Source organism: Psychrobacter sp. UBA2769 (genome assembly GCF_002352555.1).
GTDB classification, from domain to species: Bacteria; Pseudomonadota; Gammaproteobacteria; order Pseudomonadales; family Moraxellaceae; genus Psychrobacter; species Psychrobacter maritimus.
Window position 1 is genome coordinate 183,322 of the sequence record NZ_DEIR01000022.1, and the last position, 26,927, is coordinate 210,248.

20 protein-coding genes and 1 riboswitch are annotated in these 26,927 nt (G+C 43.9%); of the genes, 15 read left to right on the forward strand and 5 right to left on the reverse strand.

Annotated features, from left to right (window positions below; all coding sequences use genetic code 11):
• Positions 1 to 78: 78 nt before the first annotated feature.
• A riboswitch (TPP riboswitch) is annotated at positions 79 to 203 on the reverse strand.
• An 81-nt stretch (positions 204 to 284) separates the two neighbouring features.
• The gene (locus B3Q63_RS11365) at positions 285 to 575 is read right to left on the reverse strand and encodes an oxidative damage protection protein (protein ID WP_201564319.1); all 291 of its coding nucleotides are present in this window, start codon (positions 573 to 575) and stop codon (positions 285 to 287) included.
• A 253-nt stretch (positions 576 to 828) separates the two neighbouring features.
• Entirely contained in the window at positions 829 to 2,202 is a 1,374-nt protein-coding gene (gene argH, locus B3Q63_RS11370; RefSeq protein WP_201624014.1) for an argininosuccinate lyase, read from the reverse strand.
• A gap of 218 nt (positions 2,203 to 2,420) precedes the next feature.
• On the opposite strand from argH, the gene B3Q63_RS11375 reads away from it, so the two are divergent.
• From B3Q63_RS11375 to B3Q63_RS11400, 6 genes are all read left to right on the forward strand, one after another.
• Positions 2,421 to 3,467: a sensor histidine kinase gene (locus B3Q63_RS11375; RefSeq protein ID WP_296176786.1), complete on the forward strand. Its 1,047-nt coding sequence runs from the start codon at positions 2,421 to 2,423 to the stop codon at positions 3,465 to 3,467.
• A 417-nt stretch (positions 3,468 to 3,884) separates the two neighbouring features.
• Complete coding sequence (locus B3Q63_RS11380) at positions 3,885 to 4,622, forward strand: LytR/AlgR family response regulator transcription factor (RefSeq protein WP_296176788.1); 738 nt, start codon at positions 3,885 to 3,887, stop codon at positions 4,620 to 4,622.
• 183 nt (positions 4,623 to 4,805) lie between these two features.
• On the forward strand, positions 4,806 to 5,855 hold the full coding sequence (hemC, locus tag B3Q63_RS11385) for a hydroxymethylbilane synthase (protein WP_296176791.1): 1,050 nt from the start codon (positions 4,806 to 4,808) through the stop codon (positions 5,853 to 5,855).
• Positions 5,856 to 5,972: 117 nt separating this feature from the next.
• Positions 5,973 to 6,956, forward strand: a complete 984-nt coding sequence (locus B3Q63_RS11390) for a uroporphyrinogen-III synthase (RefSeq protein WP_296176793.1) — start codon at positions 5,973 to 5,975, stop codon at positions 6,954 to 6,956.
• 93 nt (positions 6,957 to 7,049) lie between these two features.
• On the forward strand, positions 7,050 to 8,012 hold the full coding sequence (locus B3Q63_RS11395; RefSeq protein WP_296176796.1) for a hypothetical protein: 963 nt from the start codon (positions 7,050 to 7,052) through the stop codon (positions 8,010 to 8,012).
• A 47-nt stretch (positions 8,013 to 8,059) separates the two neighbouring features.
• Positions 8,060 to 8,551 (forward strand): acyl-CoA thioesterase, encoded by a 492-nt coding sequence (locus B3Q63_RS11400; RefSeq protein WP_296176798.1) that lies wholly within the window; start codon positions 8,060 to 8,062, stop codon positions 8,549 to 8,551.
• A 149-nt stretch (positions 8,552 to 8,700) separates the two neighbouring features.
• Here B3Q63_RS11400 and ribBA read toward each other — a convergent pair whose 3' ends face one another.
• Both ribBA and B3Q63_RS11410 read right to left on the reverse strand, forming a co-directional pair.
• Positions 8,701 to 9,813, reverse strand: a complete 1,113-nt coding sequence (ribBA, locus tag B3Q63_RS11405; protein WP_201564333.1) for a bifunctional 3,4-dihydroxy-2-butanone-4-phosphate synthase/GTP cyclohydrolase II — start codon at positions 9,811 to 9,813, stop codon at positions 8,701 to 8,703.
• Positions 9,814 to 10,112: 299 nt separating this feature from the next.
• A complete protein-coding gene (locus B3Q63_RS11410; RefSeq protein ID WP_296176801.1) occupies positions 10,113 to 11,402 on the reverse strand; it encodes a replication-associated recombination protein A in 1,290 nt (429 codons plus the stop codon).
• Between the two features lie 271 nt (positions 11,403 to 11,673).
• Here B3Q63_RS11410 and B3Q63_RS11415 point away from each other — a divergent pair, with 271 nt between their 5' ends.
• Both B3Q63_RS11415 and B3Q63_RS11420 read left to right on the forward strand, forming a co-directional pair.
• On the forward strand, positions 11,674 to 12,207 hold the full coding sequence (locus B3Q63_RS11415; protein ID WP_296176803.1) for a type IV secretion protein Rhs: 534 nt from the start codon (positions 11,674 to 11,676) through the stop codon (positions 12,205 to 12,207).
• Between the two features lie 271 nt (positions 12,208 to 12,478).
• Positions 12,479 to 13,483 carry a hypothetical protein gene (locus B3Q63_RS11420; protein WP_296176806.1) on the forward strand — a complete coding sequence of 335 codons (1,005 nt, stop codon included), beginning with the start codon at positions 12,479 to 12,481 and terminating at the stop codon, positions 13,481 to 13,483.
• A 122-nt stretch (positions 13,484 to 13,605) separates the two neighbouring features.
• On the opposite strand, the gene gltA is transcribed toward B3Q63_RS11420, so the two are convergent.
• Entirely contained in the window at positions 13,606 to 14,886 is a 1,281-nt protein-coding gene (gene gltA / locus B3Q63_RS11425; protein ID WP_201564339.1) for a citrate synthase, read from the reverse strand.
• A 1,120-nt stretch (positions 14,887 to 16,006) separates the two neighbouring features.
• Here gltA and sdhC point away from each other — a divergent pair.
• The 7 genes from sdhC (at position 16,007) to lpdA (ending at position 26,801) form a co-directional block, all read left to right on the forward strand.
• Entirely contained in the window at positions 16,007 to 16,393 is a 387-nt protein-coding gene (gene sdhC, locus B3Q63_RS11430) for a succinate dehydrogenase, cytochrome b556 subunit (RefSeq protein ID WP_191691306.1), read from the forward strand.
• A gap of 17 nt (positions 16,394 to 16,410) precedes the next feature.
• Complete coding sequence (gene sdhD / locus B3Q63_RS11435; protein ID WP_227670405.1) at positions 16,411 to 16,797, forward strand: succinate dehydrogenase, hydrophobic membrane anchor protein; 387 nt, start codon at positions 16,411 to 16,413, stop codon at positions 16,795 to 16,797.
• A 443-nt stretch (positions 16,798 to 17,240) separates the two neighbouring features.
• The gene (sdhA, locus tag B3Q63_RS11440; RefSeq protein ID WP_201564341.1) at positions 17,241 to 19,091 is read left to right on the forward strand and encodes a succinate dehydrogenase flavoprotein subunit; all 1,851 of its coding nucleotides are present in this window, start codon (positions 17,241 to 17,243) and stop codon (positions 19,089 to 19,091) included.
• Positions 19,092 to 19,284: 193 nt separating this feature from the next.
• The gene (locus tag B3Q63_RS11445) at positions 19,285 to 19,995 is read left to right on the forward strand and encodes a succinate dehydrogenase iron-sulfur subunit (RefSeq protein WP_183619461.1); all 711 of its coding nucleotides are present in this window, start codon (positions 19,285 to 19,287) and stop codon (positions 19,993 to 19,995) included.
• An 850-nt stretch (positions 19,996 to 20,845) separates the two neighbouring features.
• On the forward strand, positions 20,846 to 23,731 hold the full coding sequence (locus B3Q63_RS11450; protein WP_296176820.1) for a 2-oxoglutarate dehydrogenase E1 component: 2,886 nt from the start codon (positions 20,846 to 20,848) through the stop codon (positions 23,729 to 23,731).
• A 156-nt stretch (positions 23,732 to 23,887) separates the two neighbouring features.
• Positions 23,888 to 25,150, forward strand: coding sequence for a 2-oxoglutarate dehydrogenase complex dihydrolipoyllysine-residue succinyltransferase (odhB, locus tag B3Q63_RS11455; protein ID WP_296176823.1), 1,263 nt, complete (start codon positions 23,888 to 23,890; stop codon positions 25,148 to 25,150).
• Positions 25,151 to 25,349: 199 nt separating this feature from the next.
• Positions 25,350 to 26,801 carry a dihydrolipoyl dehydrogenase gene (lpdA, locus tag B3Q63_RS11460; RefSeq protein ID WP_296176827.1) on the forward strand — a complete coding sequence of 484 codons (1,452 nt, stop codon included), beginning with the start codon at positions 25,350 to 25,352 and terminating at the stop codon, positions 26,799 to 26,801.
• The last annotated feature ends 126 nt before the right edge of the window (positions 26,802 to 26,927 follow it).

Genomic DNA, 26,927 nt, shown 5'->3' on the forward strand with positions numbered 1-26,927 from the left:
AGCAGCGTAAAAACGCTGTCAGACATAAGATATCGGCAATAATAAAAAGGCATTTCTGCGCGCCCTTTGTTCATATATAACATAGGCTTAAGACTTCCCTGCGTCGGTACTAACCGCATCAGGTTCGGCGGGTGATCTCTCAGCGAATGTATTAAAAAGCTTAGAAAGTAAGCTTGTCATACACCGCACCCCGAGTCTGTCAGTGTTGTAAATCAGTCTCATACTAACAAACTATAAGGGTGCTGCCTAGTCATTTGCCATTTGTTAGTTGAGATGCAATCGCATTATTTTTCTGGTGTCCAGCCCTGCGCACGCTCATAGTCTTCGTTATCTAAGAACTTCTCACGTTGCTCGGTTAAGAATTTTTTGGCTGCAGGGTCTAGCATGCTGAGATGGTTTTCGTTAATCAGCATGGTTTGCTGTTCAAGCCATTCTTTCCATGCTTTGTCCGAGACAGTTTCTTGCAGCTCTTGACCTTTTTTATTAGGAAAAGGTGGATGCGGCATTTTTGGTAATTCTTGCTTATATTTGCGGCAAAAAACGGTATTGGCTTGCGGATTAAAAGTCTCAGTCATAAAGCAATCCTTATTGGTTAATGGTATTAAATTATTAAGTGCAATATTGGTATTGACCTATGATAACGGTCTTCGAAGATTTAGCCAAGGATATCAGGTGTAGAGAAGGTAACAGCCCATATAGCTACTGATGTTCATAACGATATTTATAAAACCATATTTCTAAAACTATCTGCATAAAAATACCCGCGATTGATGCGGGTATTTCTATGAATGGGCTAATACTATTAAACCTTGTATGGCGCTGCTAGCTTTACGCAAATACTTTTAAGCGCGCACGACCATTAACGACTGCTTGTTTAACCTGATTTGGCGCAGTACCACCTAAGTGGTCACGGGCTGCTAATGAGCCTTCTAGCGTTAGATACTCAAAGACATCATCGCCAATGGCATCGCTAAACTGCTGCAGCTGCGCCAGTGATAAGTCACTTAAATCAACGCCTTCTTTGATACCTAAAGCGACGGCATTGCCGACCACTTCATGGGCATCACGGAAAGCCACACCGCGGCGAACCAAATAATCAGCCAAATCGGTGGCTGTCGCATAGCCTTTCATGGTGGCTGCACGCATATTTTCTTTATTTGGTGTGATGTTCGGTAGCATATCAGCAAATGCTAATAGCGAACCCGTTAAGGTGTCAACGCAATCAAATAGCGGCTCTTTGTCTTCTTGATTGTCTTTATTATAAGCAAGCGGCTGACTTTTCATCAGGCTTAACAATGTCATCAATTGCCCAAAGACACGCGCCGCTTTACCGCGTACCAGTTCTGGTACATCAGGGTTTTTCTTTTGCGGCATAATAGATGAGCCAGTACAGAAGCGATCTGGTATTTGCACAAAGTTAAATTGCGCTGACATCCATAGGATAATCTCTTCGCTCATACGTGACATATGCATCATCAAGATAGAAGCCGCTGAGGTAAACTCAATAGCAAAATCACGGTCTGAGACGGCATCGAGTGAGTTTTGGCAAATACCTTCGAAACCTAGTAATTTGGCAGTGATGGTGCGATCGATAGGGAAAGTCGTACCAGCAAGGGCAGCGCTACCAAGTGGCATCTGATTGATACGGCGGCGCGCATCGACAAGACGCTCGGTATCGCGGTATAACATCTCAAACCATGCCATCACGTGATGACCGAAGCTGACGGGCTGCGCGGTTTGCAGATGGGTAAAACCTGGCATGATGGTATCGGTATGCTGTTCCGCCAAATCTAACAAGCCGCTTTGCAAACGTACCAATAGCGCAATGATATTGTCGGTTTCTTCACGCAACCACAGACGAATATCGGTCGCAACCTGATCATTACGGCTACGGCCAGTATGCAATTTTTTCCCTACCGCGCCGACAATATCAGTTAGGCGTGATTCGACGTTCATGTGCACGTCTTCAAGCGCGATAGACCAGTTAAACTCGCCGGCTTCAATCTCGCGTAGTACTTGTTGCAAACCTTCAATGATGGTTGCAACGTCATCAGCGCTTAAGATGCCACACTCTTTAAGCATGGTCGCATGCGCAATCGAGCCTTGAATATCGTGGCGGGCGAAGCGTTGATCAAAGCCGACAGAAGCGGTAAAGGCGGCGACAAAGCTGTCCGTCGCTTCACTAAAGCGACCGCCCCACATCTGCTGACCCTGACTACTGGTAGGGCTTTGCGCTGCGGCAGTATTTGTTGGAGAAGCTTCTGTGCTAGAATCAGAAACAGCTGAATTTTTATTTGAATCGGGATTATTACTATTTGAAGAATTGGCGTTCATATCGGTACAAGACAAGTCAAGAGAATAAGAACTCAAGTATAGCAAATGATGAGGTTGCCTTACTAGCGGAGCGCTTAGAGTTTTTTATGCCCAAGCTCATGGAAATCATGAAGGCTTGGCAGTGGCTGCTGGCAATCTTTTTTTGGTCGCTGTTTGTAGCGATAGTCGATCGCCATAGTGTGGCCAACCAATCCCAATTTATCATCAAATTTATCGCAAGGTTTATCCAGACCAGCTTAACCTTGATACCTTCTTTTTATTTAATTGATTATCTGCGCCCTATATTAAAGCGTTTAAGCGTCTCAACAGCCAGCATGTATGTCTTACTTATCTTAACGAGCGCCACAGCAGTGACCATGATGTTGGTCCTGCTGATTATGATAAATTTTGGTTGGTTTGATTATAGTATTCGCGTCTTTGTCTCAACGGTTGTATTTAATACCGTTATTACCGCCGGTTTTACTATTGCCACTTTGCTAATTTTTTTACGGCGCTACCGTGAGCTGAATGCGCTGAAGCAATCATTTGAGCAAAAATTGAGCGCCCAAAACGATATATTAAAAGCTCGCTTAGCGCCGCATTTCTTTTTTAACACCATCAATACCCTGATGTCGCTGATTGAAACCAACCCAACCCGCGCCGCTTACTTATTACAGCACGTTTCAGCGTTATTTCGTGCCAGTTTTAATGGCGCGCGTGAGATTAGCTTTGAGGAAGAGATTGCCCTTTGCGAGCATTATCTGGCCATCGAGTCCATCCGCTTGGAGGACAAACTGGCAGTAAACTGGCGGCTACCTGACGAAGATGTGATGTATGACATGGTCATCACTGCTTTGACTTTACAAAGCGTGATTGAAAAAATGCTGCTCAATGTGGTTGAGATGACCACTGATACCATTTATATCGATATTAAAGTCAGTTGGCTGCAGCATCGCGTCGAGATTACCATTAGTGTGCAACTGCCTAAAAAAACCTTGATGATTAACCATGACTTACGCCAGCATATGGATTTTTATATTCAGGCGGAACGTCTGCGAGCTTATTTTGGCGACAGTGCTGATATCCAAAGCCGCGTGACGAGTAAACAAATTATTACTATTATTCATTACCCGCTCCAAGATGTCAGTTTATAATCTTTGCTTTTGAAAGCGCTTTCTTTGGTTGGTCATAATAAACCAGCAATCGTAGGCGGGTAGCGTGGCATATTTATTGCACTGTTTATCATATTGTTGATGATTATCAGTTTATAAAATTAGCAGTTTTTAAAATCAACAGTACTTAACGCTTACCAATGCTTAAATATTACTACTGTTTAAATATTAACAGTGCTTAAATGCTAAAAATGGCGTTGAAACGCTCAATCGCTATTGGTGGCTTGCAGAAATGGGACGCTTGGTTTATAACTGAAGTAAGGTGCATTGCCTTTGCTAAAAGGCGTATGGTATTTTTTGCTAAGTGGTGAGCTTTAAATGATGATAAATCCTAATAAATGCTGATATATGATAAATACTATTAAAGATTGTTAAGTCTGCACTTATAAAGGAGTTTGCATGCGGATCGTTGTTTGTGATGATGAGCCATTAGCCCGTGAACGTTTGGTTAGGATTGTCCAAGAATCGGGTCATGAGGTGGTTGCCCAAGCAAAGACGGGCATCGAGGCCATTATTGCCGTAAAATCTCAGCAGCCGGACATCATACTGCTCGATATTCGCATGCCTGAGATGGATGGGATTGAGTGTGCCCAAGAGCTTGCGAAGCTGAACCATCCACCGGCCATCATCTTTGTAACGGCTTACGACCATTATGCAATTGCGGCGTTAAAAGCCAATGCCATCGGTTATTTATTAAAACCAGCCAATAAAGATGAGCTACTAGAAGCACTGCATAAAGCCACCAATCTCAATGCCGCGCAATTAAATGAGATTCGCAAACTCGAAAACCCAACCGCCCGTCCAGTGCGTGAACATATCGCAGCGCGTACCCATCGCGGGGTTGAGCTGATTGAGCTCAAAGATATCTACTACTTTACCGCCGATCAAAAATACGTCAAAGTACGCCATAAAGAAGGCGTTGTCCTTATTGATGACACCCTAAAAGAGCTTGAGCAAGAATTTGAAGACAGGCTTTTTCGCGTGCATCGTAACGCGATTATCAATATCAAATATCTAGATTTTTTAGAAGCCTTAGATGCAGGACAGTTTCAACTGCACTTTAAAGGGATTGATGAGACGCTAGCAGTCAGTCGTCGCCATCTACCGGCACTCCGTGAAAAGATTCAAAGCATGTAATGATAAGGGCTTCATGCTGTTGACATAATCATGCCATATCATCAAACCCTTATTTATGCTTAAATAGGGGTATTTTTTTGCATCATTCTGCTTTATATATCGTTGGTAGCCCCCGTTTTGGGTACCAAATTTGCATTATTGTTGCGCACTGACATTCTAGTATCGAACTTATTGAGGCCTTTTATGAGCACCATGCAGCCACCTGCTTTGACTACCTTAAATATCGCCACCCGCCAAAGCCCATTGGCATTATGGCAAGCTGAGCATATCCGTGACCGCCTACTGGCGCTATATCCTGAGCTGACGATTAACCTGCTAAAGATTGTCACTAAAGGGGATAAGATTTTAGATACGCCGCTGGCGAAAATTGGCGGCAAGGGTTTGTTCGTTAAAGAGCTTGAGCAAGCATTGTATGACAAGCAGGCCGATATTGCGGTGCATTCTTTAAAAGACGTACCGATGGAATTGCCAGAAGGTTTGACGCTGGGTGTCTACTGTAAACGTGCCTCGCCAACCGATGCCTTTGTCTCTAACACCTATCATAGTATCGATGAGTTGCCACAAGGTGCGGTAGTCGGTACCGCAAGCTTACGTCGCCAATGCCAAATCAAGGCTTATCGTCCCGATTTGCAAATTAAGACCCTGCGCGGCAACGTCGGTACGCGCTTAGGGAAGCTTGATGCGGGTGAGTATGACGCCATTATTTTGGCCACCAGTGGTTTGCAGCGTATTGAGCTTGATGAGCGCATTCGCAGTGAGTTGGATATTGATATTTGCTTGCCAGCGGTCGGCCAAGGTGCGCTAGCGATTGAATGTCGCGAAGGCGATGATGAGGTTCTAAAATTACTAGCACCGTTAAATGATGACAAAGCTCGTATCCGCCTCATCGCTGAGCGCGCGCTAAACCGTCATTTACAAGGTGGCTGCCAAGTACCGATTGCTGCTTATGCAGTCTTACAAATGGCTGATGCAGACGATGATAGCGATAGCCAAAACAGTAGCAAAAATAATGGCCAAAACGGTAATAATGATGCCGGTGATAGCTTGTGGCTACGTGGCCGCGTCGGTCAAGAAGACGGTAGCGAGCTGCTCAAAGCTGATAAACGCCTGACTTTAAGCGGCAGCCAAGCTGAGCAAGAAGCGCAAGCCAACCAGCTGGGTATTGACGTCGCTGAAATGCTACTAGCTATTGGTGCTGGTGATATTTTATCAGCCATTTATAATCCTAAATAGTACCTATATCTAATAATGTTTAACTATTATTGTCATCTCAATCATAGCGCTATCTTTACTTAGATGCCTCTATGATTAAGCGTCCTTTCTTCCTAAGCCTTTTGTCACGGTATGTTTATGTCTTGGTCATCACCGAAGTCCACTGATTCAAATCAACCTATTGATAAACCAGTATTGCTGCCGCAAATCGTCATCAATACGCGCCCAGTTGAGCGTGCAGCGCCGCTGACCGAGCATTTACAAGCGGCAGGAATGTCAGTGATTGATATGCCGATGTTGACCTTAGAGGCGCGGCCAACTACCGAGCAAGATATGGGATTGATGCGCCAATGGTTTGCCGGTGACTATCAAGCCCTTGTTATCGTGAGCCCGACCGCCGCCGCTTCAGGGCTAGCTGTTTGGCAAGCACTTGAGCATGAACGCCAAGCTCAAAAATCTAGCGAAAATGCTAGTCAGCAAAAAGAGACAGGGTTTACAGGTTTAGAAGCGCCAAGCCATCTGATAGCGGTTGGGGAAGCGACTGCGGCAGTGTTAAATGATGCAAAGTTGGCTGCATCAAGCTATCAAGTATTGCAGCCGTTAATTGCTAATAACGAAGGTATGCTAGCCATGCCTGAAATTGACAGCCTTCAAGCTGGCGATAAGCTCTTGGTATGGCGCGGGCTTGGTGGGCGACGCTTATTGGTCGATACCTTACAGGCGCGCGGCGTCCATATCGATAGCATCGCTTGGTATGAGCGCAAAATGCCTGCCGATGCTATGACGCAGTATGAGCAATGGCAAATGCAGTTTCTCGCGCAGCAGTCTTTGCAGCAAGCAACAGTAGTAGCGCCGCAAAAGCCCATCGTGATTGTCAGTAGTGGCACGGTGTTTGAGCATTGGGAAGGGATTGTTAAGGCAGTTGCAGCGAAGGTTGTAGAGTCAAATAAAGACAAAATAGCCAATCCACCACTAAAGCTTAATGATTTTGCTTACGTGGTATTAGGCGAGCGCTTAGCCAATATGGTCGCGCGTCAGCAGTTAAGCTATTGGCGGGTGGAAGATTTGGCGCCGGCCACTATCCTTGCGGCAATCCATTCGCCAATAGTGGGTTCAATGTAAGTAAGAAAAAAGGGTAAGCAAGAACACAGACTTTTATTAATCTACTTATTTTATATTTGCTTAAAAACTATCAATCACTAACGGTGCTGCCTTATGTCCATGAACTCTGAATCGTTATCTCAGGAACCTTCTGCTATTCAGCAGCGCCGGCAAGCAAATATGTTTTTGGTGCGCCTGCAATGGTTAATGATTTTATTGCTTATCGCCGCTTTACTGTGGCTTTATATCAGTCAGCAGCGTTTTGAGCATAATGTCAATGAGCGTTTGCAAAGCAATGAGCAAGTGGTCAGTCGCCTCAATGAGATGGACGATCGCATCTTTGCGATGAGTCAGCAAACCTTGCCAGCACCGCGTACCGCCGCCAGTAGCCAAGCCCAAAACCAGCTCGATTTATTGCGTATTCAAATACAAGCGGCTGATAGATTGTTGGCAGACAATAACGAGAGTGCGGCGATTGAATTATTGCGTGGCCTGCATTGGCAGCTGTCCCAAAGCAGTAATGAGATTGCCCCAGCGCTGACCGTGGTGATTAAACAAAGCTTGGCAAAGGATATTGAGCGCCTGCAAGCAAGAAGCTCGCAGCCGAGTCCGTGGCAGCTACAAAATATAGCCATTCAAAATATCCAAGAGTTTTTGCACAGTTACGAGCGTGAACATCCTGCTAATGGCAGTGATTTGACTCAAAACCTTGATAATAATATGAGCTTAACGCGCCGCCAGCTCATGATTCACGAAGTCATTATGACCTTGAATCTTGCCACCCAAGCCAGCAATATGCGTGAAAAAGAGCAGCTGGTCGGTTATCTGCGTCAAGCGCGCAAGCAGCTACAAACCCTAGTGCCACAGACACCAACGCCAAAAACAATATCTACCGATAATAAAACCTCTCCAACAGCGAGTAGTACGACCGCTACTAAAGATAAAAATAAGGTACAAACCAAATCGTCTCCTAATGACATTACCGAGGTTATAGACTGGCTAGATCGACTGATTGCCAATGCGCCAAAACCAACGCCATTATTAACCAAGCAAATTTTGGATAAGCCTAAACGTTAATGGTGGTTTTTAAAACTCTATAAGATAAAAAAAAGAGAAAGCTAGTGATGAATAGTTTTGAGAAAAATACAGCGTTAAGTAATGAAAGTTTAAGTAATACCCGTCCTGACGAGTTGGCGCACTATCCAATTATTCATCATCAGCCGATACATTGGGGTGAGATGGATGCCTTTATCCATCTAAATAACGTAGTGTTTTATCGCTATGCGGAGTCAGCACGGATTGGCTATTTGCAGGCGCTTGGCATGTTTGATGGCAGCATGGTCACGGTATTGGCGCAATCAAGTTGCCAATATCTACGCCCTGTGACTTATCCCGATACCTTATTATTAGGCGTGCGTTGTCAGCGTTTGGGCAATACCAGCATAGTAATCGAGTATAGCTATTATAGCTGCGCTCAAAAGGTGATTGTTGCAACCGCTGATGCGGTGATTGTCCGTTTAGACAGTGATGGCAAGGATAAATTGCCGTGGACCAACGAGGAGCGTGAGCGCTTAGTGGCATTAGAAGCAAGCGTTGGTCATACGCCCGAGCTTTAAAAAATCGGCTTATTTAGTAGGTTATAAATGCTACTAAAATGATACCGATAAAATAAACCTCATTAATAAAAATCTATAAAAAAAGGCACGCTAAATGATTAGCGCGCCTTTTTTGTCCTATTTCTACTGCTAGCTTTTACTGTTGGTCTCTATTTTTGCTTAGGTGCGTGAACAAAGTCAACGACGTTCAACTCAAACCCTGACAAGGCATAAAACTTCATCGGTGATGACAGTAAGCGCATATCACGAACCCCTAAATGGCGTAAAATCTGTGCGCCAACCCCAATGCTGCGATACGGCTGCTGAGCAATGGTTGAGATTGATTGATTTTCAGCAGCTTTATCAAGCGCCTCTCCTAAATCAATCGGCTGATGGTTGCCAATCCAAACCAGCACGCCGCGTTCTGACTCTTGTATTTCTTCTAGTGCTGAGCGTACGCTCCAGCCGCTACGGCCAGTGGTGTCATTTTTAGCGGCAAATAAGTCGCGTAATGGGTGGAAACCATGGACACGAACGGTACTCACGCCTTCGCTCACATCGCCTTTTACCAAGGCTAAATGAGTTTCGTCAGCGCCAAACTCGCGGAAACGATGCAGAGTGAAAGTACCATATTCGGTCTCAAACGGATGTGATTCAATCTCTTCCACCGTTTGCTCATTGGCAATGCGATAGTTAATTAAGTCTGCAATCGTACCGATTTTAATACCATGCTCTTTGGCAAATATCTCAAGGTCATCACGGCGCGCCATCGTCCCATCATCATTGATGATTTCAACGATAACCGCTGCTGGCTCCAAACCTGCTAGGCGAGCCAAATCACAACCCGCTTCAGTATGACCGGCACGATGAAGGACACCGCCATTTTGAGCCATAATTGGGAAAATATGCCCAGGCTGGACGATATCTTCTGGTTTTGCTGAAGAAGACACCGCTGCTTGAATGGTGCGCGCACGGTCAGCGGCAGAAATACCTGTCGTTACACCTTCAGCCGCTTCAATAGACACGGTAAAGTTGGTGCTAAATTTTGCCTCATTGCGGTCTGACATCAGTGGCAGTGCCAACTGTTGGCAGCGTGCTTCTGATAAGGTTAAACAAACCAAACCGCGGGCATGGGTAATCATAAAGTTAATGTCATCAGGGCGCACATGGGTCGCTGCCATAATGATATCGCCTTCGTTTTCGCGATCTTCGTCATCCATTAAGATGACCATTTTTCCGGCACGAATATCTTCGATAATCTCAGGAATCGTATTTAAACTCATAGGAAGTCTCAATATTTTATTATTTATAGATAGGTTTAATTAGGGGTATACATCATTATATGCCTATTGTAGCAGTAGATTGACAAAAACACTGTTGCGGTAAAGCAAAGCATGCTTTGATAAGAGCCACATAAATAGAAGCAATGTGCTATAAAAGGTTCCGATCAACTGGTTTGTATATATCATTATGAGGACATTTTAACGCTTTTCACCCCAGCGTGCTGCGTCATCTTGCCAATATGTCAGTTAATAGGTTAAAAATAATCATAAGTATTATCAATGATGCAAACGCATAGCCTTTATTCGTTACTGGCCGCTTGACCCTTCAGCCAGTCAATAAACTGCTTACTGTGTTGCTCGCGCTGATTGTCAGCAAATTTATAAAGACTTGTCCCCACTAAATTATCAGGTAAATAGCTTTGCGGATAATAGTGGTTGGGATAATCGTGCGGATAAGCGTAGCCTTGACCATAACCTTGATTGCGCATCAATTTGGTCACGCCATTACGCAAATGTAGCGGCACAGGCGAGGCGTCTTTTTCAGCGAGTGCCATCGCCGCATTAATGGCTTTATAAGTACTATTGCTTTTGGCGCTGGTCGCCAAATAAACCACCACTTGCCCTAAGATAATACGCGCTTCTGGCATACCGATGGATTGCACGCTACGCAATGCTGCATCCGCAAGAAGTAGGGCATTAGGATTGGCATTACCGATATCTTCGCTGGCCAAGATGACCAAGCGCCGCGCGATAAAATCGGCAGGCTCGCCGCCAACTAACATCCGCGCCATCCAATATAGCGCTGCATCAGGGTCGGAGCCGCGTACGGATTTTATCATGGCAGATATAATATCGTAATGCTGCTCGCCATCTTTATCGTAGCGTACGAGCGCCGTCTGAGCGACACGGGCGACCAATTCATCATCAATGACAAGCGGCGACTGCTTAGCATCCGCCGTTTGAATAGCAAGCTCTAATAAATTGAGCGCTTTTCTAGCATCACCATGTGCCAACTGGCTTATCGTTTGTTGCGCCTGTAAATCAACGGTTAAATTTTTGAGAATGTTATCTTCTAAAAGTGCGCGCTGTAATACGGCACTGATTTGTTCAGGCGTCAGCGGCTCTAGACGATAAACTTGGCAGCGCGATAGCAGCGCATTATTAACGCTGAATGACGGATTTTCGGTTGTCGCCCCAATCAAAGTAATATCACCTGACTCTACTGCTCCAAGTAAGGCATCTTGCTGGGCTTTATTAAAACGATGAATCTCATCGATAAACACAACCGGTGACTCAAAGCTTAGTGAATCTTTGGTATCTAACACCTCACGTAATTGCTTAACGCCGGTATTCAATGCTGATAGCGCATGAAAGGGTCGCCCAACGGCATCAGCCAACAGCATCGCGATGGTGGTTTTACCGATGCCCGCTTCGCCATGCAAAATAATCGATGGCAAATGTCCTTGTTCGACCAAGCGCCGTAACGGTGCACCCGCTGCTAACAGGTGCTCTTGACCGATAATAGCATCAAGGGTTGCAGGGCGCATACGCTGAGCAAGGGGCGTATCAGCATGAAAATTAGGTGGCATAAAGGTCTCTATTATCAATTAAATATTTTCAATTCTTGTTAAGGTGTGTCTTCATTTGAAGCTTAACGCTAAAAACAATGACTCATGTCCTTCTAGCTAGGCTAACGCAGATTTACGTTAATAAAAGTCAGCTAAGTGTACAGCTTATGTCTTATAGGCTTTATTTTTTAGGTTTTTACCCTTATTAAAGGCTTATAGCTCTATAAAAATCGTACTTATAAAATAGCATTTATAAATGCTCAGTTTTTGAATATAAGGTAAGACACTAATGATGTCGCAGTCGACTTTCAAGCGCTTATTTAAGCACTCTATAGCTGCTAAAAGCTCAAAGCAACAGTCACGCCAGCTGACTGATGGAGAGCTAGCATTGGCACGCTCGGTGTTCGGTGACAGCCTTAAGCTTGATGGTGTGCAGCTTAAGACCGCGTGGTGGGTACTAAAGCATTATGCTGTCAGTCCTAATGGCAATATTTATTTCCATCCGGCCGACTGGGTTACGGATTTTAGCCAATGTGCCTTGGGTAAGCAGAGCTGGCTTATCCATGAATTGACCCACGTTTGGCAATTGCAGCAAGGTCTTAAAGTTGTACGCGGCGCTATCATAAATCGCCGTTATGATTATGTACTTGAAGCAGGTAAGTCCTTTTTTAACTATGGGATTGAGCAGCAGGCACGTATGGTGCAAGACTATTTTGTCCGTCGTCATCGTGGTCACGACTGTCGTGATTTTGAAACTTGTATTCCATTTTTAAAGGCACAAACGCTTGATAGCGAGCATGACAGTCACCGCTCGTTGAAAGTTTAATCTTTCTATTATGCTGGAATATTTATATGATGGCTTTAGCTTTCTTTCATTATAGACAGTTAATATATCAACAAAATAAGTAGAGAGGGAGGACAGTAGCAACAGGAATTATAATAAAAAAACATGCTAATAAAAAGCTCGATACTTTATCACTCAATTGACTCAATTGACTCAATTGACTCAATAGCGCTTCTAGAAATATCATCATTCATGGATAGTGTTATCACGTTGGCTTTTACTCTTTCTGCTTTTAATAAGGATATGAATTCGGATGTTTAAACTTTTACCAGTAAAACCTGACATTGACACTGATACCCGTCGTCGCTCTATCAATAAAGCGATGATTCGCCTTTATAAAGCACCGACATTGCTTGCGGCAGCATTGACTGGCGTATTGTTAGTGAGCGGTTGTCAGCAGCAAGCAGAAGAGCCAATACCTGATACCAACCAGACCAGCGAGCAAACAACTGCAGAAGACAGTCAACCTATGCGTAAAAGCGATTCGGCTGCTGCCCGTATAGAGCAGTTCCAGCCTTTGTATCTTGCGCAAGCGAAAGGACTGCAACAGCGTTTGCAAGCAGAGTATGAATCGCTACAAGCGGCAGATGCGTCAGACAGTGGCAATGATTTGTTAGCTGATAGTACAACTGCTGTGTCAGTAGACAATGCTAAGCCGTCTAATACCGCTAATCCAGTTGCAAATAATACAGATTCTGAGCAAGTAGCCAAACCAGCCACCACGGATTCAGTAGCAGTCGCTACGGCGAATAATAATAGTGAGTCTAATGCTAATAGTAACTCTGATATCGATGCTACTGCAGAGACTGATATCAATACCAGTACCGAGGTTGGCGAGCGCGATTTAACCGTGCTTAAGCGTATTAGCCTTGAGCCGCGTAAACCGGTAATGTTGACAGATGAGCAGATTATAGACAGTTATCAGCAAGCGATGGAAACCCTTTATCAACCTGTGACCACGCCGCTTAGTGCGGAAGATGTTGATACTCTAATCAATATCGCGACTTTGGTGCCGCAGGTCTTTGAACATGCAGAAATCGCCGGTAGACTGAGTGCAAAAAGTCCAGCGCTGGCGCGTTTGATTATTCAGCATCAAGTTTGGGAGCAAATAGAAGCTCAGCAAGTCCTTGATATGCAGCAGATGAAAATCACCCAGCAGCAAGAGTTTGAAACGCTGATGGCGAAATTTAACGAAACCATTAAAGGCTATGATGAACAAATTGCCAAATACGAGCAAACGTTAAAAGAGTTTCAGTAAAGCGTTAGATATTTAGAGCTGATGTGCTTAATGCCTCTTATTAAAGGCAGGCCAAAAAAATCCCGCTATGATAGCGGGATTTTTATCTGTCTAATTTTTATACTTTTAAAAGAAAAGACTGACTACTTGCGGTCTTCGACTTTAACGAATTCGCGTTTTGTCTCACCAGTATATAACTGACGTGGACGACCGATTTTGAACGGTGCGCTGTGCATCTCAAGCCAATGGCTAATCCAACCAGAGGTACGTGCCAATGAGAAGATAACAGTAAACATTGAGGTTGGGATACCGATGGCTTTAAGGATAATGCCAGAGTAAAAATCAACGTTTGGATACAAGTTACGCTCAACGAAGAACGGGTCTTCTAAAGCAATTTTCTCAAGTGCCATGGCAAGCTCAAGCTTAGGATCATTGATACCCAATGCGCCTAGTACTTCGTCACAAGTCTCTTTCATCACTTGTGCGCGTGGGTCAAAGTTTTTGTAAACACGGTGACCAAAGCCCATCAATTTCACTTCACGGCTTTTCACTTTTTCCATGAATGCTGGTACGTTTTCAACTGTACCAATTTCATCTAACATAGTGAGTACGGCTTCATTGGCGCCGCCATGCGATGGTCCCCAAAGGGCCGCAATACCAGCAGCGATACAAGCGTAAGGATTTGCGCCAGTAGAACCCGCTAGACGTACGGTAGACGTTGAAGCATTTTGTTCGTGATCAGCATGCAAGGTAAAGATTTTATCCATTGCACGGGTGATAACGTCATTGGTTTTGTAGTCAACATCAGCAGGCGTTGCAAACATCATGTATAAGAAGTTTTCCGCATAATTGAAATCATTACGTGGATACATGAACGGTTCGCCCTGTGAGTATTTATAACTCATGGCCGCAAGCGTTGGCATTTTAGCGATTAGGCGAATAGCGGTGATTTCACGATGCTCTTCATTGCTCACATCTAGATTTTCATGATAGAAAGCTGATAAAGCACCAACGACACCAACCATAATAGCCATAGGATGGGCATCACGGCGGAAGCCTTCAAAGAATTTGCGTAATTGGTCATGAACGCCAGTATGCTTACGGATTTTTTCATAGAAATCCGCTTTTTGCTCAGCGTTTGGTAAATCACCATGAATCAGCGCATACGCCACTTCTAAGTATTCAGCATTATTTGCAAGCTCATCGATAGGATAGCCGCGATGCAACAGCTCGCCTTTACCGCCATCAATGAAGGTGATTTTTGACTCAACAGGCGCAGTTGCCATAAAACCTGGATCGTAGGTCCAGTAGCCCGCTTTTTGAAAAGCAGCAACTTCGATAACTGACGGCCCTAAAGTACCTTCAATAATAGGAAGTTCGTATTCTTCACCATTTACGGTTAGTTTGGCATTGTTGTCAGCCATAAATTGCTCTCCATTTTTTAACTTGTTAGAATAAAAATATATCGACGCACACCCTCGCGTCATCACTAATCAAACGGTAAAACAGCCAAATGGTCAAATAAATTTAACCCATTTAAGATGCAGGCTATATTAGCAGTTATTAGCTAAGTTTTGAAAAGACTTTTAGCAGTAATGTCTGTAATAGGGGTGCTGTAGTCGTCATTAGCGACTGTAAACTTTGTATCAAAATATGTCTGCTTAGTAATTTGGCTGTAAAGCATCATGCTAATACTAAAGTAATGATTATCATTAACATTATAATATTACAGTGTTTTTGCTAAGATAAGCCATTTTAATCTGTAAGGCGCTATACTATAAAACAGACAGAGTATGCGTAACCGACAAATTGGCTTAATGCGATGAATTATTTTGATTCAGTAATACTAATGAATTCATCTTACTAATAGCCAGCTTTTTGTTATTTAATCTCTAATAACCACTATTTAGGGGATAAATTTGTAATTAGCGGCCAGTCATTTTATAATTAGAGGGATTTAACTGGCACTAGCTTTGCGCAAATTGATAGATCAACGTAATTAAGTCGCTGATAAAGCCTAGCTTTACTGCTGCTTTGTTATGATTGGACGTTCGCTTTATAGACCAGAACCCAGCTTATCGCTTAAATATTCTTGTTAACTGTTCTATTTTTAGATATCCAACAGTGAAGTTTACCTTAATAAAAAATGATAATATAGAGATGACACCCTGGCGTTATCTTTTTTTGTTGATGGCAAGCAGTAAAAATAGACTAGTTAATCGATTTATCCCATGCTGCGTGCTTACTATTATAAAACACGCAGACAGCTTGTTATTGGTAGGGATTATCTGTTCCACAAGCGAGGTTGAGCCGTCTATAGAGTCCTTATAGAAATCTATAGAAGCCTTATAGAAAAAGGTCTCATAGAAACGATATATAGAGAGCGTGTTTCCTATATAAAATCTATCTATCAAATTTACCGCAAATGAAATAACGTCAGCTAGCCCTTCCTTACCTTATTCATCTCATGTGTTGCTCGCCGCTTATAGAAGTGTATTTGTACCAAGCGTTGATAGCAGATACAGGAGTATAACCGCAAAAAGGATGCCCGCTGTGAAAAGCAACCGACCTATTGATCTGCCCTTAAGCCAAGTGATTAGCGTTAATCGCTCACCGATTGCGATAGCTTCAATCTTGCATCGTATCTCTGGCATTATTTTATTTCTACTTATTCCTGTCATGTTATGGATATTACAGAATTCTTTGGCGTCGCCTGAGAGTTTTGAAGCCATATTTGACAATGTCCTTGTTCGCTTTTTGGCGTGGATTTTTGTCGCCGCCATCGCTTATCACTTTGTGATGGGTATCAAGCATTTATTTGCTGATATGGGCATGAATGAGGAGCTAAAATCTGGCCGTGCCGCTTCTATGATTAGCTTTGTAATTGCAGCAATCTTAATTGTCGCGTCATTTGTATGGGTGATGTTCTAATGAAAAATGATTCAGGAATCAAAAGCGCTACTGGTCTAACCGGCTCAGGTTCACGTGATTGGATTATCCAGCGTATCAGTGGTGTGGTTTTAGCCGTATACAGTGTGGTATTACTGGGCTTCTTCTTAACTCATGGCAATGTAAGCTTCGTTGAATGGTCAGAATTTATGACCAGTTTACCGATGCGTCTGTTCAGCTTATTGGCCGTTTTGGCGTTGGCTGGTCATGCTTGGGTTGGTATGTGGACGGTATTTACTGACTATATTACCACTGGCAAACTGGGCTCAAGCGCAGCAGGTCTACGTTTAGTGCTACAGTCATTAATGATTATCGCTATTTTAGTTTTCCTATTTTGGGGCATTATGATTTTTTGGGGTAACGGCTTCGGTGTTGTTGCGGTTTAACCATTAATCATAGGTTTAGATATTGATTTATCTGATTTTTATAAATTGAATATCTAACCATAACAACGGATAAAGCTGACAGCATTGGCGATGATTCGCTTATTTGAAAGCGTTTATTTTAAATAACGTACTTTAAAGTGCTATAGGTAATAGACATCCGTTAGTAGCCAAAATAGTCATAGCTAATCATAGCGTTGGGCGCACATTGAATTCACAATTACTGATACGGTAAATGATGCTTATTTAATAGAAAAAGCTGTGAAAAAGTGAGCAAGCCCAATATAACGATAGATATGCAAATTAAGTGGTTGAAGGCTGTTTGTATTGTATTTTGATTATTGTCGGTAGCGTTGAGCAAAAATTCGCTAGCCTTAGCGCACAATAAGATACAGACCACCCTTTTTATTTACTTCTAAGCATTAACAGGCATTAGGAAAACCGTAATGGCAACTAGACAAGATAATACCATTAGTAATATTAAAACCCTGAACTACGACGCGGTCATCGTTGGTGGCGGCGGCTCAGGTATGCGTGCTTCATTGCATTTAGCGGAAGCGGGCATGAAGGTTGCAGTCTTGACCAAAGTATTCCCAACCCGTTCGCACACCGTTGCTGCTCAAGGTGGTATCGGTGCAAGTTTGGGTAATATGAGCAATGATAACTGGCACTTTCACTTTTATGACACCGTTAAAGGGTCAGATTGGTTAGGTGACCAAGACGCCATTGAATACATGTGCCGTGAAGCGCCAAAAGTAGTGTATGAGCTTGAGCACATGGGTATGCCGTTTGACCGTAACGAAGATGGCACGATTTATCAGCGCCCATTCGGTGGTCATACCTCAAACTATGGCGAAAAAGCCGTACAGCGTGCTTGTGCTGCTGCTGACCGTACCGGTCACGCGCTACTACATACGCTATATCAAAAAAACCTACAGCAAGGTACTGAGTTCTTTATCGAGTGGATTGCCCTTGATTTGATCAAAGACGACGCCGGTAACATCAATGGCGTCATCGCGATTGAGCAAGAAACGGGTACTGTTGCGGTATTCCAGTCGCCAATCACTGTATTAGCGACAGGCGGCGCAGGTCGTATCTTTGCGGCCTCTACCAACGCTTATATCAATACTGGTGACGGTATTGGCATGGCGGTTCGCGCAGGTATTCCACTACAAGACATGGAATTCTGGCAGTTCCACCCAACCGGCGTTCATGGTGCCGGCGTACTATTGACCGAAGGTTGCCGCGGTGAAGGCGCTATCTTACGTAATAAAGATGGCGAAGCCTTTATGGAGCGTTATGCGCCAACCGTAAAAGACTTGGCACCACGTGATTTAGTATCACGCTCTATGGACCAAGAAATCAAAGAAGGCCGTGGTTGTGGTCCAAATGCTGACCATATCGTAATGGATATGACGCATTTAGGCGTTGAAACCATCATGAAGCGTCTGCCATCAGTATTTGAGATTGGTAAGAACTTCGCCAACGTTGACATCACTAAAGAGCCAATTCCAGTTATCCCAACCATTCACTACATGATGGGTGGTATTCCAACCACGATTCATGGTCAAGTGATTGTTCCGGATCTAGAAGCGGGTACCGATGAAGACGGTTTATATGCTAAAGGCAACGTTGTTAAAGGTCTGTATGCTATCGGTGAGTGTGCTTGTGTGAGTGTTCATGGTGCCAACCGTTTAGGTACCAACTCACTGCTTGATTTATTGGTCTTTGGTCGCGCTGCTGGTAAGCATATCGTTGATGAATTCCATCATGCTGACCACAACTATAAGCCATTAGATCCTCGGGTTCTTGATTTTACCGTGCGTCGTTTAGACAAACTGCAACAATCAACCTCGGGCTATAATGCGCAAGACGTCGCTGACGAGATTCGTGCAACCATGCAAACGCATGCCAGCGTATTCCGTACGCAAGCGATGATGGACGAAGGCGTTGAGAAAATCTTAGCGCTAGGTGAAAAAATCGATCAAATCCATTTGGCGGATAAATCACAAGTCTTTAACACTGCGCGTATTGAAGCGTTCGAAGTTGCTAACTTGTATGAAGTGGCAAAAGCAACGATGATATCAGCGGCTAAGCGTCACGAAAGTCGCGGCGCGCACAGTGTGTCTGACTATGATCGTCCAGAAGATGATGAATACGCACCAAACGGCCGTAACGATAGAGAATGGATGAAGCATACTTTATGGTATTCTGAAGGCAATAAGATTATCTATAAGCCGGTTCGTAAAGTGCCATTGACCGTCGATTATATCGAGCCAAAAGTCCGCGTCTATTAATTCTAGACTGGGTGCGCATGATTTTTACGCACTGTAAAAAACGTTTTATCCCTTATTAATTTATTAAAAAGGTGACCGCCAGCGACAGACCGCTATCAGCGCTGAGATTTAGACATACCAGCGCTGATAGTTTGCAGTCTTTAGATTGTATGGTTTGTCAGCCCGCCATCATCTACGTGTGGAGTTTAGCATTATGAGCCGAGGTACTCGCACCATCGAAATCTATCGCTACGATCCTGATGTGGACGCAGCGCCGCGCATGCAAACTTATACGGTTGAGTTGTTAGACTCAGATCGTATGTTGCTTGACGTGTTATTACGCCTAAAAAAGGAAGATGAGACGCTCACCTTCCGTCGCTCATGCCGTGAAGGTATTTGCGGTTCTGACGGCATGAACATCAATGGTAAAAATGGTCTTGCATGTCTAATCAACATGAATACCTTGCCTGAAAAAGTAACGGTTCGTCCGTTACCAGGTTTACCGGTTGTTCGTGATTTGGTCGTCGACATGAACCAATTTTACGAGCAGTACGAAAAAGTTCATCCGTTCTTAATCAATGACCAGCCAGCGCCAGCAACAGAGCGTTTGCAGTCACCTGAGCAACGCGAAAAATTGAACGGTTTGTATGAGTGTATTTTATGTGCATGCTGTTCAACCAGCTGCCCATCGTTCTGGTGGAACCCTGATAAGTTCTTGGGTCCAGCAGCACTATTGAATGCCAACCGTTTCGTTTCTGACAGCCGTGATACTGATACGCGTGCGCGTTTAGCACGTTTAGACGATCCGTTCAGCTTGTTCCGTTGCCGTGGTATTATGAACTGTGTTTCAGTCTGTCCAAAAGGTTTGAATCCAACCAAAGCCATTGGTCACCTACGTAATTTACTGCTTGATCATGCAGGTTAGTCTACCTTTTATGGTCAATTAGCTTTATAATAGCGCCATCAAAAACACCACCTATCATTAGGTGGTGTTTTTTATTAAAAAATATTAGCAGTTAGCTATTTTTTAAGTGATAAGCCATTGTTTTTCTTATTAACACGACCATATTGATATCGTGAGCGGTATTGTTGAGGGCCAGTGGCAAATCCGTGAGGGTAAGTAAGGCTGTATTAACAATACGTTGCTTGTATGTAAGAAGACATGCTATATCGCGCGTCTCCCTATATAATTGAATATGGTAATATTGTTTAGTGTTACAGAGACTTAGATTTGCAATGACGAAGGTGTTGCAAAGACGAAGGTGTTGCAAATACTAAGCAATTTTAAGAACAAAGTTGCGAAAAATGATAATAGATATTCATTACGTAAATACCTAGTATTGAACAAACAAACTATGGCCCATAGGGTAGGCATGTTACTCTATACGGCAATGTATGTTTGGCGGAATATACGCCAATTTTCTACCATAGGAAGACATTTCAGTAAAAATAGCCAATTGATAGGCTAACTGAAAGAAAAATGCTGGGCTAAAAACCTTATGATTAACAATTTGGTTATAGCTGACAGCATTATATATAAATTAATGTTGTGAAACGAGACGATTAAGAAAACCGGCCGTTCACAAATAATTGTAATTGTAAGATTGGTATTGCAATCAGGCTTTTTTATCGTTAGATAGCTTTTAGTGTCAACGCTTTAGTTTTAAAAACTAATAGAGAGTATTAAAAACTGATGGTAAATATCGCCAATCTACAACGCATGACACAATAATAAGCACGATTCCATTCATTTATCTATCAAATAGACGATTATTATGAATAGTATAACTAAAGAAGCAGTGAGCGTAGATCATACTGAACTGGCCGCTGATAATGCCAGTTACATCGAAGCGCTCTATGAGCAATATCTAGAAGATCCTAGTAGCGTTGATAGCGATTGGCAAGCGTATTTTGAACAATACAAATCACCAAACGATGCCGCGCATAATGCGATTAAAGACCAGTTCTTATTGTTAGCACGTAATCAGACTGCTAATAAAGTGAGTGCTGATACGTCTGGCGTAACCGCTAATGATCCAGGTAACTGTGCTGACCCGAAACAAATGGGCGTGCAGCAGCTGATTTCAGCGTACCGTCGCCGTGGTCATCGCCGCGCTAAGCTTGATCCCTTAGAACTGCATCCACGTGCAGAAGTGGAAGATTTAACCCTTGCTTATCACAACCTGTCAGAAGCTGACCTTGATACGGTATTCCCAACCAATGATTTAAATATTGGTAAGGATGAAGCGACGTTACGTGAAATTATCGAAATCATGGAGCGCGTTTACTGTCGCTACATGGGTGTCGAGTATATGCACGTGACCACCAGCACAGAAAAACGCTGGATGGAAAAATATCTAGAAACCAATTTAGGTTACATCGAGTTTGATAAAGAAAAACGTTTATCAATTCTTGAGCGTCTGACTGCTGCTGAAGGCTTAGAGAAATACTTGGCTCGTAAATATACGGGCGTTAAGCGTTTTGGTCTAGAAGGCGGCGAGAGCTTTATCCCTGCTATCAATGAAATCATCCAACGTGCTGGCGGTTATGGCACTAAAGAGATGGTCATTGGTATGGCTCACCGTGGACGCTTGAACTTACTGGTTAATATCTTGGGTAAAAACCCTGCCGATTTGTTCGATGAATTCGATGGTAAAGTACAGCCAGAAAAAGGCTCAGGCGACGTTAAATACCATAATGGTTTTTCATCGAACGTGATGACGCCAGGTGGCGAGGTGCATTTAGCCTTGGCGTTTAACCCATCGCATCTTGAGATTGTTGCCCCTGTACTGCAAGGGTCGGTACGCGCACGTCAAGTTCGTCGTAACGATCAGCCATTACAAGACAATAAAACTGGTAACTCAGTACTGCCAATCGTTATCCATGGTGACGCTGCTTTTGCTGGTCAAGGCGTAGTACAAGAAACCTTCCAGATGTCACAGACTCGTGCTTATACCACGGGCGGTACGGTTCATATTGTTATCAATAACCAAGTTGGTTTCACCACCAGCCGTCAAGAAGATGCGCGTTCAACGGAATATTGTACTGACGTGGCAAAAATGGTGCATGCACCTATCTTACACGTAAACGGTGATGATCCTGAGTCAGTGGTATTTGCCGCTCAATTGGCATTAGATTATCGTCATGAGTTTGATAAAGACATTATCATTGACTTGTTCTGCTATCGCCGTAATGGTCATAACGAAGCCGATGAGCCATCTGCAACTCAGCCATTAATGTATGCCGTTATTAAGAAGCTACCAACGACGCGTACTATCTATGCGCAAAAGCTGATTGAAGAAGGTCTGCTTAACCAAGAAGATGAAAAACGCTACGAAGATGAATATCGTGAATCCTTAGACCGTGGTGATTATGTTGCCAACTCTTTAGTTAGCCAGCCTAACGAAGAGCTGTTTGTCGATTGGAAACCTTATTTGGGTCATGACTTGGTTGATGACTGGGATACCAGTGTCGATATCGAAATACTAAAAGGTTATGGTCGCCGTATGGCCGAGATGCCAGAAGGCTACAATCTGCAACGCCAAGTACAAAAAATGGTCGAGCAGCGCTTAGCCATGCAAACCGGTGAAGAGCCTCTTAACTGGGGCGCAGCTGAAACCTTGGCTTATGCCTCATTGGTTGATCATGATGGGGTATTGGTTCGTATTACTGGTGAAGACGTTGGTCGTGGTACGTTCTCGCATCGCCATAGCGAAATTTATAACGTTAATGACGGCAGCATGTATGTGCCACTGTCACATATCAGTGAAAAACAAGCGCGTTTTGCCACTTATAACTCATTATTGTCAGAAGAAGCGGTATTGGCCTTTGAATATGGCTACGCAACGACTGTGCCAAATGCTCTAATCGTTTGGGAAGCGCAGTTCGGTGACTTCGTCAACGGCGCACAAGTGGTTATTGACCAATTTATCTCAAGTGGCGAGACCAAATGGCAGCGTGTTTGTGGTCTAACCATGTTGTTACCACACGGCTATGAAGGTCAAGGTCCTGAGCATTCATCTGCTCGTCTTGAGCGCTTCTTACAGCTATGTGCTGAAGACAACATGCAAGTCATTACGCCAACGACACCAGCGCAAATCTATCATGCGCTACGCCGTCAAGCGGTACGTCCGATTCGTAAGCCGTTGATCGTTATGTCACCGAAGAGTTTGCTACGTCATAAGCTTGCGACGTCAAACCTTGAAGAGTTGGCAAACGGTAAGTTTGAAACGGTATTGCCAGAGATGGATCAGCAAAATCCGGACAACGTGACTCGTATGGTGCTATGTGGCGGTAAAGTTTATTATGACTTGCTAGAGCAGCGCCGTGCGCTAGGTCTTGACCATGTTGCGATTGTGCGTATTGAGCAGCTTTATCCATTGCCAGAGAAACGTTTGATTGCTGAAATTGAGAAATATAGCAATTTGGCTGAGATTGTTTGGACGCAAGAAGAGCCATTGAACCAAGGTGCTTGGTATTATTTAGCGCCGCACATGTTCCGCATTGTCGTGCCGCACCCAACCAAGGCGAAAGTCATGGAGCCAGTGGCGCGTCCTGCTAGTGCAGCACCAGCGACAGGTTCGGCAAAACTGCATGTCAAACAGCAACAAGATTTGATTGCTGGTAGCCTTGGCATCAGTGTGGATGAGCTGTCTAAATAGCGACTCGTTTACGTAACAGATTATTCAAGATACATGAATCAGGCGATAACAGTCAGTACTCGGTATGACCATTTCAGCAAGACAATTTAGAATGGTACTGACTGCTTATCACGACTTAATAATAAATAGTAATATCAACATCTAAGGAGTATATCGATGGCTGAAATTAAAGCCCCCGTGTTTCCAGAATCGGTTGCCGACGGCACCATCGTGGAATGGCATGTCACTGAAGGTCAAGAAGTTAGCCGTGATGACTTATTGGCTGAAATCGAAACTGATAAAGTGGTATTAGAAGTTGTTGCACCTGATAACGGTGTTGTGACTAAAATCGTTAAGCAAGTTGACGATACTGTTTTGTCTGACGAGTTAATCGCAGAATTTGAAGCAGGTGCCAGCGGTAGTACAGATAGTGGTAGCGCTGATAAAGGTGATGCTCCTGCAGTTGATCCAGACCAGCCAGCAGCGCCAGTACAAGCAAAGCAAGGTACTGATGGCGGTGAGCCAGTTCAAGCGACAGATAAAAAAGACGAAGCCGATCATAAAGATCAAAGCCCTGCAGTACGTAAAGCAGCGAAAGAGTCTGGCGTTGATCCTAAAGACGTCGAAGGCAGTGGCCGCGGCGGTCGTGTGACCAAAACCGATATGGCGAACCCAACGCTAAAAGCTGACAGCTCTATCAAATCTGATAGCGGTCGTCCAGTCGCTGAGTCAACAGGTGAGCGTACTGAAAAACGCGTCCCAATGACACGCCTACGTAAAACAGTTGCTAACCGTCTACTGGCTGCCTCTCAAGAAACAGCGATGCTAACCACGTTTAATGAAGTCAACATGAAACCGTTGATGGATATGCGTGCTAAGTATAAAGAGCAATTTGAAAAGCGCCATGGCGTACGTTTAGGCTTTATGTCATTGTTTATTAAAGCGGCGACTGAAGCACTAAAACGCTTCCCAGCGGTTAACGCGTCACTAGACGGCGATGACATCGTTTATCACGGCTACTATGATATCGGTGTTGCCGTATCTTCAGATCGTGGTTTGGTCGTTCCTGTATTGCGTGATACCGACCGCATGAGCATGTCTGATGTTGAAGCTAAGATTCGTGAGTTTGGTGGTAAAGCACAACAAGGTAAACTTGGTCTTGATGACATGACTGGCGGTACGTTCACTATTTCAAACGGCGGCGTCTTTGGTTCACTCATGTCAACGCCTATCTTGAATCCACCGCAAACTGCTATCTTAGGTATGCATGCTATCAATGATCGCCCGATGGCAGTCGATGGTAAAGTTGAGATTTTACCAATGATGTACCTAGCACTTTCTTATGACCACCGTATGATTGATGGTAAAGAGGCAGTGCAGTTCTTAGTAACTATCAAAGAGTTGGTCGAAGATCCAACCATGTTGCTATTAGACCTTTAAGCCTATGAGCTTGTATCGGTAACCACTGATACAAGCTTTTTAACTTTGGAATAGGTGATTGTGGTTTATTGATAAATGCTGGATACACCTTTGTTCTTAGCGTGTATTAACGACAGAATAAAATGTGCCTTTATTTATCATGAGCTTAATTAATCATTCAAATCCTAACTGAAATTAGAATTAGAAATAGGAACGTACTATGAAAGACAATTATGATCTAGTCGTCATCGGCGGCGGTCCTGGTGGTTATGAAGCCGCTATTCGTGCAGGCCAACTGGGTATGAGCGTTGCTTGTATCGAAAAACGCGTTTATAAAGGCGAGCCAGCTCTTGGCGGTACTTGCTTAAACGTCGGTTGTATCCCATCAAAAGCCTTGCTTGACTCATCACATCGTTATGAAGCGACTAAGCATGACCTTGCTGAACATGGTATCAGCACCGGCGACGTTGCTATCGATGTCGAGCAAATGATTGCCCGTAAAGAAGGCATCGTTAAGCAATTGACCGGCGGCGTTGCGGCATTGTTAAAAGGTAATGGCGTTGACTGGCTTCAAGGTTGGGGCACGTTGGAAGATGGTAAAGGCGCGGACAAAAAAGTTAAATTTACCGCCCTTGCTGACGAAGCAGAAACCATTATCACAGCTAAAAACGTGATTCTTGCAGCAGGTTCTGTTCCTATCGATATTCCTGTGGCAAAAACTGATGGCGATCGCATCGTTGATTCTACGGGCGCGCTTGATTTCACTGAAGTACCCAAACGTTTAGGCGTGATTGGTGCCGGTGTTATCGGTCTAGAGCTTGGCTCAGTATGGCGTCGTTTGGGCTCAGAAGTGGTGGTTTATGAAGCGCTACCAAGTTTCTTAGCCGCCGCTGACAAAGACATTGCTAAAGAAGCGGGCAAAATGCTGAAGAAGCAAGGCCTTGATATCCGTGTCGATACCAAAGTGACCAATGCTGAAGTGAAAGGCGACCAAGTTGTCGTTACTAGTGAAGCTAAAGGCGAGTCGAGCGAGGAAAGCTTTGATAAGCTAATCGTTTGCGTCGGTCGCCGTGCCTACTCTGAAAAACTATTGAGCGCAGACAGCGGTATCACCTTGACTGAACGCGGTCTAATCGATGTCGATGACCAATGTAAAACCAACCTTGATGGCGTTTATGCTATCGGTGACTTGGTCCGTGGCCCTATGCTTGCACATAAAGCAATGGAAGAAGGCATGATGGCAGTTGAGCGTATTCATGGCGAAAAAGCACAAGTTAACTATGACACGATTATTAACGTCATTTATACCCATCCAGAAATCGCATGGGTTGGTTTGACTGAACAAGCAGCGACTGAAGCTGGTTATGAAGTAAAAACCGGTTCATTTAACCTAGCAGCTAACGGCCGTGCACTTGCGCAAAGTGAAGCACAAGGCTCTATCAAAGTCGTTGCTGATGCTAAAACAGACCGTTTATTAGGTATGCATGCTATCTCTGCTGGTGCTGGCGATATCGTCCATCAAGGTATGATTGCGATGGAATTTGTTTCTAGTATCGAAGACTTGCAGTTAATGACCTTTGCGCATCCAACCATTTCTGAAGCGGTTCACGAAGCAGCTTTATCAGCAGATGGTCGCGCTATTCACGCCATCCAGCGTAAAAAGCGTAAGTAGCTTTTAAAGTTAAGATGATTAAAATTAAGACGATTAAAGCTAAGACAATTTAAGTAAATATCAAGTTTAACCGGATGGGGCGACCGCTATCATTATTGGGATAATGGTCGCCATCATCATAAGTGC